Genomic DNA, 12,534 nt, shown 5'->3' on the forward strand with positions numbered 1-12,534 from the left:
TCGGGCCGTGCTCTTCCTCTACACCGTTCTGATGGTGTGCTGCGGCGTCCTGCTGGCCGCCGGCGTCGTCGAACAGCGCCGGCACTTCATCAACCTCGAACGCATACCCACCCGCGTGCTGGTCAACGGCATCCGCGGCAAGAGCTCCATCACCCGCCTGTGCGCGGGCGCGCTGCGCGGCGGTGACCTCGTCACCGTCGCCAAGACCACCGGCACGGCGGCCCGGTTCATCCACCCGGACGCGACCGAGGAGCCCGTCTACCGCAAGTTCGGCATCGCCAACGTGGTGGAGCAGATCGGCATCGTGCGGCGGGCCGCGTCGTACAACCCGGACGCCCTGGTGATCGAGTGCATGGCCGTCATGCCGGCGCTCCAGGAGATCAACCAGTCCAAGCTGATCCGGTCCACCATCGGCGTGCTGTGCAACGTGCGTGAGGACCACCTGGCCGAGATGGGCCCGACCCTCGACGACGTGGCGCGCTCGCTGTCCCGCTCCATGCCGCACGGCGGTATCTGCGTCACGGCCGAGCAGGACCGCTTCCACATCCTCCAGGAGGAGGCGGACGCGCGTGACTGCGAGCTGATCTACGCCGATCCGGAGACCGTCAGCGACGAGGAGCTGCGCGGCTTCAGCTGGTTCACCTTCAAGGAGAACGTGGCGATCGCACTGACCGTCGCCGGACTCCTCGGCGTGGAGCGCGAGACCGCCCTCAAGGGCATGTACGATGCCCCGCCGGACCCCGGTGTGCTCTCCGTCGAGCGGTACGCCACCCCCGACGGCAAGCGGCTGCGGTTCGCGAACGTCTTCGCGGCGAACGACCCCGAGTCGACGCTGATGAACATCAACCAGCTGCTGGACCTGGACGCCATCAGCCGGCCGCTGAACGTGGTCATCAACTGCCGGCCCGACCGCGTCGAGCGCAACGGACAGATGGGCGCGATCATCCCGGACCTCCAGCCGGACAAGGTCTTCGTCATCGGCCACCCGGCGAAGAGCGCCATCGACGCGATCCCCGCCGAATGGCGCGACCGCGCGGTCGACCTCGGCGGCGACCGGCGTGCCGCGGACGAGTTCATGGGCCGGCTGCTCGGTCAACTCGGCCCGGACTCCTCGCTCGTCGCGATCGGCAACATCCATGGCCAGGGCGAGGTACTGCTGGAGCACCTCGCCGAGCTCCCGGCCGACGAGACCCCGGTCGATGTGGCGGCCGGCCCGTCCGCCCGTACACCGGCCGCTTCGCCTGCCGACGCGCAGGCACCCGCCGCGTCCGCGCGGCCCGCTGTCCGGGACGACGAGACGCTCGCCCTTCAGCAGTACAAGCCGTACATCGACCCGTACCAGCCGTACTCGGAGGCGTACGAGGCGCGCTACCAGCAGCACCAGCAGCCGCCCGTCCCGTACGAGCCGCAGGAGCGGGCGCAGCAGCCCGCGCTGTACCAGTCCGCACCGCCCTCCGCACCGGCGGAGCCCGCACCACGGCCGCCGCAGCGCGGCATGTTCGAGCCGGCCCGGCCGGTGACTGAGGCCCAGCAGCAGAACCCAGGAGAACCCCGTTGATCCCCTCCGTACTCACGCCCGAGATCGCCGCGATCGGCATCGCGCTGGGCCTGATGTTCTCCCTGGTCTGCTATCTGACGACCAATCTCTCCCCCGGCGGCATGATCACGCCGGGCTGGCTGGCCCTCACGCTCGTCGAGGACCTCCAGCGCGCGGCCATGGTCGTCGGCGTCACCGTCCTCACGTACGTCGCCACCCTCGCCGTCCAGCGCGTGGTGATCCTCTACGGCAAGCGGCTGTTCTCCGCCGTCGTCCTCACCGGTGTCCTCTTCCAGGCGACGCTGATGATCGTGCTGTCGATGGAATTCCCGCTGATGTACACCAACCAGACGCTCGGCTTCATCGTCCCCGGCCTGATCGCCTATCAGCTCGTCCGCCAGCCCAAGGGCGCGACCCTGCTCGCCACCGGTTCGGTGACGCTCATGGCGTACGTCGTCCTCACCGCCGGAATCCTGCTCGGCGCGCTGCCGTCCGTCTGACCGTCGACCGTCCCGAACGGAGCTGACCCATGAGTGCCAAGACCAAGCGCGGCCCGCGCCGCGCCCTGCACGCCACCACCGTGATCGCCCTGCTCGCCGGCAGCGCGTACCTCACCGTGGAACTGCGCAAGGAGGAGCAGGCGAAGGCCCCCGCCATCCAGGCGGTCACCGACACACCGGCGCTGAAGTCCTCCGGCGCGGGCCTGGCTTCCGGCAAGCAGACCTGGGAACGGCTGCGGAGTCCCGCCCGTACGCTCCTGCGCGGTGAGGGCGGCGAGATCCTGGCCACCTTCACCGACGGGGCGCGCACCGCCACGCTCACCGGCCCGAGCCGCTCCTTCACGGAGCCCGCGAGTACCAAGTCCCGTGTCGTCACCGACGACTGGGTCCGGCTGATGCCGGAGCCGTGGCGCAAGGGCGCCGAGCGGGAGCAGTGGTTCAAGGACTGGTTCAAGGAGTTCTTCGGCAGCAAGGAGGACGACCTTTTCGCGATCGCCTTCCAGTACGTCGACCAGGCGCCTGTGAAGAAGGACTCCGAGGGCATCTCGTACGCCGGTGACGCCAACTTCGGCCCCATCAACCCCGAAGGCACACCCGGTAACGACTACCGCCTGGAGGAGTCGGACTTCTACGACTACCTGGGCATCCCGTACACCTTCCGCAACGGCACCACGATGCAGCCCGAAGCGATGCGTGCCCGTTCCATGGACTGCTCCGGTTTCATCCGTACCGTCCTCGGCTACCGTGCCCGCTTCCCGCTGATGGCGACCGACAAGCTGGGCGACGGCCTGCCGCGTACCGCCAATGGCATGGCCCGCTCGAAGCTCGGTACCGACGTCATCGAGCTGAAGGGGGTCGGCCCCGAGTCCCGGCCCAAGTCCATCGACGTACTGCAGCCCGGCGACCTGGTGTTCTTCAAGCTCGACGGGCGCACCAAGGACCGGATCGACCACGTCGGCATCTTCATGGGCCACGACACCGACGGGCACAAGATCTTCGTGTCGAGCCGCGAAGAGGTCAACGGCCCGACCATCGGCGACAAGGGCGGCACGTCGCGCCTGGACGGCAACGGCTACTACGCGAGCACCCTGCGCAGCGCCAAGCGCATCTAGGGCCTGTCCAGCGGGTGGCCCCGGGCCCGGACGCCCCTGCGGGGCTCCGGGGTTCGCGGCTCAGCGCAGTTCCTCCGGGCAGGCCGTGCCCCTGGTCAGGCCGTACGGCGCCGCCAGCCGGTACACGCCGGGCCGTGGCGCCAGCAGTTGCGTCCACTCGTCGCCCGCCGCGTCCTCCTCCGCCTTCATCAGGCAGCCGTTGACGTTGGTGAACTCGCGGGTCGCCTCCCCTTCTCCGCGCAGCTTGGACTCGGGGGTCTCGACGGGCGGTTCGACCCGCTCGCCCTCGGCGTCGACCAGGCCGAGCCACGGGGAGTACGGGATACGGATCAGCACCCGGCCCGCGCTCTTCACCCGGATCGTCAGCTCGCCGGCGCCCGCGCGGTCCACGGTCGCGGGCGGGTCGGCCAGCGGCGTCGGGTCGTCGACGCGGAAGAGCTGCCAGTTGGCGTCGGACCAGACCCGTTCCAGGTACGGCTGCCCGGCGCGTACGAGCTCGTACTCCTGGGTGGCTCCGGAGTCCGGTGCGCCGCCCGTCGGCAGCACGACGTAGTGCACGGCCCAGCGGTCCAGCCATTCGCGGTACGTGTCGGAGTGGAGCGTGTCGTCGTAGAAGAGCGGGTTGCGCTCCATGTCGGCCTGCCGGTTCCAGCCGCGCGCGAGATTGACGTACGGAGCGAGCGCCGACGCCTCCCGGTGGCTGCTGGCCGGGACCACCTCGACCCGGCCCTTCTCCGCGCCAACCTCCTGCAACTGGTTGACCAGCGGGGCCAGCTCACGCGTCCAGGACGCCGCCGGCGCGGTACGGATGACGTCGTCGACGGTCTTGAAGCCGATCCAGACGTTGAAGCCGGTGAAGGCCACGACGAGGGCGTACCACTTGGCCGTGCGGGGCACGGCGAACGGCAGCGCGGCCAGCAGCACGACGCCCGCGAACACCATCGCGAGGCGCGACACGTTGCTGCCGATCTGAGAGTCGATCAGCCAGGTCAGCAGCACCCCGACGGAGTACACGGCGGCTCCCGTGCGGACCGTCTTCCAGTCCCCGGGCACGAGCACGAGGATCAGTACGCCGAACAGGCACGGCAGCGAAGCCGTCGCGAAGGACATCGGCTGCGTACCGGAGAACGGGAACAGCCAGGAGGACAGGGCGACGACGAGGACCGGCGCGAGGCCGAGCGCGTAGGCGCCGGGGCGGCGCTTGTTGAGGAACAGCGCGGCCGCCACGACGCCGAGGAACAGGCCGGCGACCGGACTGCTCGCCGTGGCGAGCCCGGCGAGTGGGGCGGCGACGGCCGCCTTCGCCCACCGGTTGGCCGCCCAGCGGCGCGGCCAGCAGAAGACCGCGGCCACCGCGCCGATCGCGAACATCATGCCGAGGCCGAAGGTGACACGGCCCGACAGGGCGTTGCAGAGGAAGGCGAAGACTCCGGCGAGCGCGCACCACATGGGGTTGCGGACCGCCTTGACGCGGACCAGGATCAGCGCGGTCAGGGCCGACGACACGGTGCCGACGATCATCATCGTCGTACGGACACCGAGGACGGACATCAGGTACGGCGAGACCACGCTGTACGACACCGGGTGCATCCCGCCGTACCAGGCGAGGTTGTACGCGGAGTCCGGGTGGCGGCCGACGAACTCGGCCCAGGCGTCCTGCGCGGCGAGGTCGCCGCCGCTGTTTGCGAACAAGAAGAACCACACGACGTGGGCCACCGCGGCGGCGGCCGTCGCGATCGTCACGGGGTGGCGCAGGGCGCGGCGCGGGCGGTCGGCGTCCGGCGCGGGCCGGCTGCCCGGCGACGGGCGCACCTGTGGGCGCGGTGCCTGCTCCGGGCGTATACCTTCCTGTATACCGGTGCGCGCACCGGAGGCACGCCCGTTAGGGCCGCCCTCGTGCCCGTGCCTGGCCAAGTTCCCGTGCCTGTCCAGGTTCCCGTGCCTGTCCAGGTTCCCGTCCCCGTCCCCGCCCTCGGCGCGCGTGGGCTCAGCGGTGGTCATTACGGCTCTCCCCGTCTCCCCCTGGGTACCAACAGCCCCCGACATGCGCAAGGACGCCGTCCCCGCGTCCCGTAGTTGCCCGGACGCTAACACGCGGTACACGCGGTGCTGCCGCCGGTTCCCGCGTCCGGCGGCAGCACTCCGCTCATCGGCCCAACGCCGGCTCAGCCGACGCGGGTCAGCTTGTCACCGAAGCCCGGCTCGACCAGGTCCTTCTGGAGCGCGACCGGCGCCTTGACCTGGCCCGGTCCCGAGCCGACGGTCACCTGACCGACCTCGTCACCCGCCTTCGCGGCGTGCGGCAGCGGCTTCCCGGCGTCGGAGATCGTCAGCTCCACCTTCAGGCCCGGCCAGCCGACGGCCTTCAGGTCCTTCGTCGCCACGACCGGCGTCTGCCCGCCGAGGCCGTCGTCGACGTAACCGACGACATCGCCCTTCTTCACGACGGTCGCCGACGTGACGTCCCGCTGGGCGGCCTGGATCAGCTTGAGGCTCCTGCTGATCGCGAGCTGCAGCTTGCCGTCGAGCGTCGTGGCGTCCTCCTGGCCCATCACCGCACCGACGATGCGGCGCTCCTTGCCGTCGACGACGGTGTTGGCCGACCACAGCAGGTTGCCCCCGGCGGGGGTGGAGGACCCGGTTTTGATGCCGCTGACTCCCGGCTGGAGCAGGATGTTGTTGTTGTTGTAGATCTTCCCGTCGATGCCGGGGATCTCGACCTCGGGCAGGTTCACGATCTCGCGGAACACGTCGTTCTCCATGACCGCCTTGGCCAGCTTGAGCTGGTCGGTCGCGGTGCTCACCGTGGTGGCCTCAAGGCCGCTCGGGTCGGTGTACGTCGTGTTCTTCATGCCGAGGTCCTTGGCGGCGTCGTTCATCTTCTTGACGAACTCCTCCTCGGACTTGGCATCCCAGCGGGCCAGCAGCCGCGCCGCGTTGTTGCCCGAGGGGACCATCAGGAGCTGGAGCATCTGCCGCTCGGTGAACTGCTGCCCCTCGTTGATCCGGGCGGTCGACTCGTCCTTGTGCTTGGACTCCCTCTCGGCCTGCGCGTCGACCGTGATCTTGGGGCCGGTCTCGTTGCCCTTGAGGGGGTGCCCCTTGAGGATCACGTAAGCCGTCATCGTCTTGGCGACGCTCGCGATCGGCGCGGGCTTCTGCTCCCCGTGCGTACCGATGCTGCCGACGCCCTGCACCTCGACGGCCGACTGGCCCTGCTCGGGCCACGGCATGCTGAGCGCGTCACCGCCGAAGGTGTACGTCGGCTTCGCCGTCAGCGCCAGCGTCGGCGAGGGAAGCGGCCGCAGGAACTGCACGACCGCAAAGATGATCACGAGCAGCACCACCAGCGGCGCCCAGATCTTGATCCGCCGCACGGCGGTCCTGACCGGGGTCTGCGGCGGGGGCGGGGTGTTCGTCAGCTCGGCCAGCAGGTCGAGCGGCGGCTTGGGCGGCAGCGGCTGCTGCCGGGTACGTTCCGCCTCCGGCAGGGCGGCGGACGGGGGCGCGGGGGCGGGTGCCGGCGCCGGTGCCGGTGCCGGTGCCGGTGCGGAGGCTGCGGCAGGGGTACTGCGCGGCCTGCCGGCCGGCGGCCTGACATCGTCCCGCTTCAGCGGAACGAATTTGCTGGTGCGCTCGACGGGGGACTCGGGCTTGCCCACGGCCTTCAGCGCGGTGGTCGGCTCGTCCACGGCCTGCCGCGGCCGCACAGCCTTGAACACGGCAGTGGCCTGATCGACACCGCCCCCGGCCTGCTCAGCACCACGCGACGACTCATCGCCACCGGCCACGGCCGGACTACCGCCACCCGCAAGCCCCGCACCGGCCGCACCCGAACCACTCGGCGCCCCAGCGTCAGCCTTGGACGCACCGTCGACGCCGACAGCCGCCCGGCCACCCTCGCGGCCCGTACCGGAGCCGTCGGAGTCACTCCGCGCCGCAGCGTCACCCTTGGACGCACCCTCGGCCCGTGCGGCCGCCCGGTCACCCTCACGGCCCGCACCCGAACCGTCGGAGCCGACCCGCGGGCCGGTGTCAAAGCCGGGGGTGTCCTCGGCCACGTCCGGCGAGCTCACCGGCGCCTCGGCGTCGTCACGCCGGGCGCCGCTCAGCGGCTCGGCGGCGGCCTCAGCCGTGTCCGGCGTACGCCCGTCGCCTCGCGCGCCGACGTCGGCAGCCGCCCGACCACCGGCACGGCCCGCGCCCGAAGCGTCAGCACCGGCGGGCGACGGCCGGTCGACCTTCCCGCCCGGGTCCGGCGCACCCACCGCGCGCCCGGCGGCGCCAGGCCTCGTCTCCCCAGCTGCGGCCAAGGAGCCGCCGCCACGGCCCGTCTCAGCGTCGGCAGCCGCCCGATCACCGCCACGGCCCGCACCCGAAGCGTCACGGTCGGCGTCGGCAGGCGACGGCCGGTCGACCTTCCCGTCCGGGTCCGGCGCGCCCGCCGGGCGCTCGGCAGCGCCAGGCCTCGTCTCCACGGCTGCGGCCGAGGAGCCGCCGTCACGGCCCGCCTCGGCGTCGGCAGCCGCCCGGCCACCGGCACGGCCCGCCTCGGCTGCGGCAGCCGCCCGCGCGCCGTCGCGGCCCGCGCCCGGAGCGCCGGCGCCGGGGCCCTCCGCGTCGTCCGTCGTGGCGACCCACGCCGCCACCGCCGCCCGGAGGCGCGCATCGCCCTCACGGGGCGTCTCCGTGGTTTCCGGGGTCTCCGTGGCCTCTGTCGCCTCCTGGGGCTCCGCCGCCTCCGCTGCCTCCGCGGCCTCCAGCGTCTCCGGGGCCGGCGGCCGCTCTTCCGGGGGCAGTTTGAAGACTGCCGTCGGCTGGTCCACGCGGTCGCTGCCTTCCGGCTCCGGCCTCGCGGCCGATTCCCGGAAAACGGCGAGCCGCGGATCGCGTTCGCCCGGGGTCGTCTCCCCCGACGACTTCCGCTGCTCCGACTTGTCGGGGGACTCGCCCGCCACCGATGCCTCCTTCATACGCGCTCGCGCACACGCCCGCTGTCCGCGGTCCGATGTCCGAACCATGTACCAGTGTCCTGTCTGAGACCCCGGCCTCCCTCGCTAGACGAGAACGACATACCTGCCGGTTCCCGTACGAAGCACCCAGGCGCTCTCGACAGATGAATGTGAGAGGGGTCACCCTGTCATTCATCCACGCGGGGAGGCATGGATGGGCAGGAGCCGCAGAACACTTCCGGAGGAGCTTCTGCTGCTCGCTCTGGACCCGACAACGGGTACCACAGCGCAGCCGCAGTCGCTCGACCTCGGCCTGGCCGGGGCACAGCTAGTAGAGCTGGCTCTGGCAGGACGGATAGCCCCAGACGGGGATCGTATCGCCGTGGTGATGGCACGGCCGACAGGAGATCCGACATTGGACTCCGCACTGGAACTGCTGCGCAGGCGCGGCAGCCCGGTCCGGGCCGTCCACTGGATCGGCGGACCCCGACTGGGGCTCCGCCAGACGTATCTCTCGCATCTGGAACGGTGCGGCATGGTGCATGCCGTGGCGGGTCAGATGTGCGGGGTGCTGCCGACGACTCGCTACCAGGCGACGGAATCGGTGATCTGCCGGGAGATCAGGTCCCGGCTGGACAATGCGATCCGCACCGGCGTCCCGCCGGACCCGCGGACCGCGGCGCTCGCCGCGCTCGCTCACGCAGTGGGGCTCGGCAAGCACCTCTACCCCGGCAACGAGGGGCGCTCATCACGCTCCCGGCTCCGGGACCTGATCAGGCACGACCCCATGGGCGGACTCGTGGCGCACGCCGTGATGGACGTCCAGAACGGTGTGGCCGCACAGCCGCGCCGAGCACCCGCACCGGGTGGCCGGCCCCAGTCGGCCGTACCGATGCAGTCGCAATCGCGGCAGCCACCGTCACGTCGCGACGGCATGGCGCGCGTCGCGGCGCACTGAGCCGCGCCGCCGCGGCACGGACAGCAGCACCCGGCAGGACCCGGCAGGACCCAGCAGGACCCGGCAGCGCCGGCAGCACGTGAGCCGCACCTGAGCACCACTCGTACGACCAACGCCGCACCGACGTCCCCAAGACCCGGTTCGGGAGCCGCACCAGAGCGCGCGGGGTAGTGGACCCGGTCCCCCAGGCCATCCTGGACGGTCCGGACCGCCACCCCGCGCGCTCGCGTCGGCACCCTGTGTGGGCGTTTCCCAGCGCGGACATGACCATTGGTGGCAGTCTGCTGCGCAGTAGAGCGTGCCAGCGGCACGTACGCACAACGCATCAGCCGGAGGTGCAGTTCCCGTGGCGTCCAACGTCAATCCCACCGTCAGGCGCCGCCGATTGGGCCAGGAGCTCCGTCGGCTGCGCGAGCTCAAGGGCATGACGGCCGAGGAGGTCGCGGAGCGCCTGCTGGTCTCCCAGTCGAAGATCAGCCGCCTTGAGAACGGCCGCCGCTCCATCAGCCAGCGCGACGTACGCGACCTGTGCGGCGTGTACGACGTCGAGGACCACCGTATCGTCGACTCGCTGATGCAGATGGCCAAGGACTCCCGCCAGCAGGGCTGGTGGCACGCCTTCGGCGACATCCCGTACAGCGTGTACATCGGCCTGGAGACGGACGCCGCCTCACTGCGCGTGTACGACCCCCAGATCGTCCCCGGCCTGCTCCAGACGCCGCGGTACGCCGAGGCGCTCATCACCGGCGCGCTCCCCGAGACGGCCGTCTCCGACGTCGAGAAACGGGTCAACGTCAGACTGCGCCGACAGGAACGCATCCTCACGGCCGATCAGCCGCTGCGCCTGTGGGCCGTCATCGACGAGGCCGCGCTGCGCCGCGTCGTCGGCGACAGACAGCTCATGCGGGAGCAGCTCGAACATCTGGTGGAGCAGTCCCAGCTGCCGCACGTGACGGTCCAGATACTTCCGTTCGACATGGGCGCGCATCCCGGCATCAGCGGCCACTACGCGATCCTGGAGTTCCCGGACGCGGCCGACTCCAGCGTCGTCTACATCGAGGGCGTGACGAGCGACCTGTATCTGGAGAAGGCGAACGACGTACAGAAGTACAGCGTGATGTACGAGCATCTGCGCGCCCAGGCGCTGAACGTCGAGGCCTCGCGGCACTTCATCGCGAACATCGCGAAGGAATACGCCCGCTGAAGCAGCGCTTCCGCCGGGAAAACCGGAACGGTACACCGTGGCCGCCCCGCAGCGGAAGCCAATCATGGAATATGCCATCCGGTCGGGTGAACGGCCGCTTCACGTGAGGTAGTTCGCGAGTAGCGTCGATCACGCCAGCAAGAACGTTGGCGTCTCACTCTCCTCGACCAGCAAAACGGAGTGAACATGGCAATCCATCAGGGCGCTACGGACACCTGGACGAAGTCCTCGTACTCCGGGGGTAACGGCGCATGTGTAGAGGTCAAGTCCCCGGTCGCGCACGCTGTCGCGGTGCGGGACTCGAAGGCGCCCGAGGGCCCTTCCATCACCTTCGCCCCCGGCTCCTGGAGCGCGTTCGTGGGCGGGGTCGGCCAGGGGACGTTCCACCTCGGCTGAGGCGCCGAGCACGACCGCAGTGAGCCCTCTCGACCGGTCCGCCGTCCTGGCCGAGGGGGCTCCGGCGTACCCGCGGCTCGGCGTGACGCGGCCGCACCCTCAGCGCAGTTCGGCGACGTAACGGTCCGTCCCCGGCACCGTCGGGATGAACGGCGCCACCAGCTCGACCCGCCCGAGCCCGGAAGCCGCCACCTCCCTGTCCAGCTCGCCGAAGCGCTCCTCCCACGCCTCGCGCGGGTCGGTTTCCAGGAACCAGAGCAGGGTCAGCCGGGTGTCGACCCCTTCCACCTGCTTCACGTAACTCATCCGGTCGCCCGGCAGCGGCGTCGGCCGGAAGACCGTGACCATCGCGGCCGGTGAGCCGGAGTCCGGTGTCCCCGCCAGCCGCTGCGGCAGATGCGTGCTCCGCAGCCACTCCAGCAGCTCCGCCCGCCGCTCCGGGCCCTCGGCGTCGATGACCTCCAGCACCAGCCCCCGGTACGGATGGTCGAGCGCGTGGAAGTCACGCGGCCCGGCCGCCCCGTCGCGGTAGACGGTCGCCTCGTGGTCCTGGAAGGCCGTGAAGACGTGCTTACGGTCCTGGTACACGCGCCCGTCGCGGTTGAGCCGACGGTTGATGCCGACGGTCCACTTCATGTGCTCGTCGTAGCGCCCCTGCGTCACCCAGTACGTCGAGAGGTAGCAGCCCGTGGTGACGGGCCGCGCGACGGCGGACTTCGCCGGGTAGCGCAGGAGCTGGAGGTCGCGGGTGGCGACCCAGCGGCGCCCGGCGAACATCCAGGGCATGGCCATCGCGCCCGCGATGTAGTGGTCGTCCTCGTACCAGCGGTTGTACGCGTACTCGTGGCCCGGGTGCGGTTCGACCATGGTGATGAGGGCGTGTCCGGGCCGCACCCCGTAGGGCCCCACGCCGGCCAGTTCCGCGTACACCTCACTGCGCGTGCCTTCGTCGTCCATGCTGCCGGTCCCTTCCTTCCGCCGCCGGACCGGCCTACTCTGACGCTTCGTCAGATAGATATCCAGAGCGCGGAGGCGACGGATGATGCCGCTCACGCCCCTTCAGGGGAAGACCGTCGTCGTGTCGGGCGTCGGCACCGGGCTCGGCCACCGGATCGCCGCGGCCGTCGTACGGGACGGCGGCAACGCGGTGCTCGGCGCCCGCACGGAGGCGAACCTCGTCACGTGCGCCGCCGAGATCGACCCGGCCGGTGGGCACACGGCCCACCTGGCCACCGACATCACGTACGAGGACCAGTGCGAGGCGCTGGCCGCGCTCGCCGTCGAGCGTTTCGGGCGGATCGACGCGGTGGCCCATGTCGCCGCCAGGGACGGCCACTTCGGCGGCGTGGAGGACGCCGACCTCGCCGCCTGGCAGAGCGTGCTCGACGTCAACCTGCTCGGCACGCTGCGGATGACCCGCGCCTGCCTGCCCGCCCTGAAGGTGAGGGGCGGCTCGGTAGTCATCATCGGTACGCAGTCGGCGATCGCCGCACCGTCCCAGGTGAAGCAGACGGCGTACGCGGCCTCCAAGGGCGCGCTCACCTCGGCGATGTACTCAATGGCACGCGAACTCGGGCCACACCGGATCAGGGTCAACACCGTGCTGCCGGGGTGGATGTGGGGCCCGCCGGTCCAGGAGTACGTCCGGTACACCGCGCACAGCGAGGGTGTGCCCGAGCCGGAGGTGCTCGGCCGGCTCACCGAGCGCATGGCGCTGCCCGAGCCGGCCACGGACGGTGATGTGGCCGAGGCCGTGGCCTTCCTGGCCTCGGACCGGGCCCGCGCGATCACGGGCCAGTCGCTGCTCGTCAACGCGGGTGAGCTGATGCGGTAGCAGTCGCTGCCCTCCCCCCTCCCTTCCATCTTCCGGCCGCA

10 protein-coding genes are annotated in these 12,534 nt (G+C 71.0%); 7 read left to right on the forward strand and 3 right to left on the reverse strand.

All coding sequences use genetic code 11. The annotated features are described in order from the left end of the window. Window positions 1-7 precede the first annotated feature (7 nt). Genes pgsB through G412_RS0104280 form a run of 3 tightly spaced genes read left to right on the forward strand, consistent with a single transcriptional unit; the run spans window position 8 to window position 3,149 of the window. Window positions 8-1,558: a poly-gamma-glutamate synthase PgsB gene (pgsB, locus tag G412_RS0104270; protein WP_028810970.1), complete on the forward strand. Its 1,551-nt coding sequence runs from the start codon at window positions 8-10 to the stop codon at window positions 1,556-1,558. Beyond that, complete coding sequence (locus tag G412_RS0104275; RefSeq protein ID WP_028810971.1) at window positions 1,555-2,037, forward strand: poly-gamma-glutamate biosynthesis protein PgsC/CapC; 483 nt, start codon at window positions 1,555-1,557, stop codon at window positions 2,035-2,037. Before pgsB ends, G412_RS0104275 begins: the two co-directional genes overlap by 4 nt. A gap of 29 nt (window positions 2,038-2,066) precedes the next feature. Next, window positions 2,067-3,149, forward strand: coding sequence for a C40 family peptidase (locus tag G412_RS0104280; RefSeq protein ID WP_028810972.1), 1,083 nt, complete (start codon window positions 2,067-2,069; stop codon window positions 3,147-3,149). A 60-nt stretch (window positions 3,150-3,209) separates the two neighbouring features. On the opposite strand, the gene G412_RS0104285 is transcribed toward G412_RS0104280, so the two are convergent. Together G412_RS0104285 and G412_RS0104290 are read right to left on the reverse strand one after the other, a co-directional pair. Continuing rightward, entirely contained in the window at window positions 3,210-5,150 is a 1,941-nt protein-coding gene (locus G412_RS0104285) for an MFS transporter (RefSeq protein WP_244282847.1), read from the reverse strand. Window positions 5,151-5,314: 164 nt separating this feature from the next. Continuing rightward, window positions 5,315-8,107 (reverse strand): serine hydrolase, encoded by a 2,793-nt coding sequence (locus G412_RS0104290; RefSeq protein ID WP_028810974.1) that lies wholly within the window; start codon window positions 8,105-8,107, stop codon window positions 5,315-5,317. Window positions 8,108-8,315: 208 nt separating this feature from the next. Here G412_RS0104290 and G412_RS0104295 point away from each other — a divergent pair, with 208 nt between their 5' ends. From G412_RS0104295 to G412_RS0104305, 3 genes are all read left to right on the forward strand, one after another. Then, window positions 8,316-9,059 carry a GOLPH3/VPS74 family protein gene (locus G412_RS0104295; RefSeq protein ID WP_028810975.1) on the forward strand — a complete coding sequence of 248 codons (744 nt, stop codon included), beginning with the start codon at window positions 8,316-8,318 and terminating at the stop codon, window positions 9,057-9,059. Window positions 9,060-9,405: 346 nt separating this feature from the next. Further along, window positions 9,406-10,263: a helix-turn-helix domain-containing protein gene (locus G412_RS0104300; protein ID WP_028810976.1), complete on the forward strand. Its 858-nt coding sequence runs from the start codon at window positions 9,406-9,408 to the stop codon at window positions 10,261-10,263. 186 nt (window positions 10,264-10,449) lie between these two features. Next, on the forward strand, window positions 10,450-10,659 hold the full coding sequence (locus G412_RS0104305) for a DUF397 domain-containing protein (protein WP_028810977.1): 210 nt from the start codon (window positions 10,450-10,452) through the stop codon (window positions 10,657-10,659). A 99-nt stretch (window positions 10,660-10,758) separates the two neighbouring features. Here the strand turns inward: G412_RS0104305 and G412_RS0104310 are convergent, their stop codons facing one another. Next, entirely contained in the window at window positions 10,759-11,616 is an 858-nt protein-coding gene (locus G412_RS0104310) for a hypothetical protein (protein ID WP_028810978.1), read from the reverse strand. An 85-nt stretch (window positions 11,617-11,701) separates the two neighbouring features. On the opposite strand from G412_RS0104310, the gene G412_RS0104315 reads away from it, so the two are divergent. Further along, window positions 11,702-12,493 (forward strand): SDR family oxidoreductase, encoded by a 792-nt coding sequence (locus G412_RS0104315; RefSeq protein ID WP_028810979.1) that lies wholly within the window; start codon window positions 11,702-11,704, stop codon window positions 12,491-12,493. The last annotated feature ends 41 nt before the right edge of the window (window positions 12,494-12,534 follow it).

This window comes from Streptomyces flavidovirens DSM 40150 (assembly GCF_000429085.1).
In the GTDB taxonomy this organism is placed as follows: domain Bacteria; phylum Actinomycetota; class Actinomycetes; order Streptomycetales; family Streptomycetaceae; genus Streptomyces; species Streptomyces flavidovirens.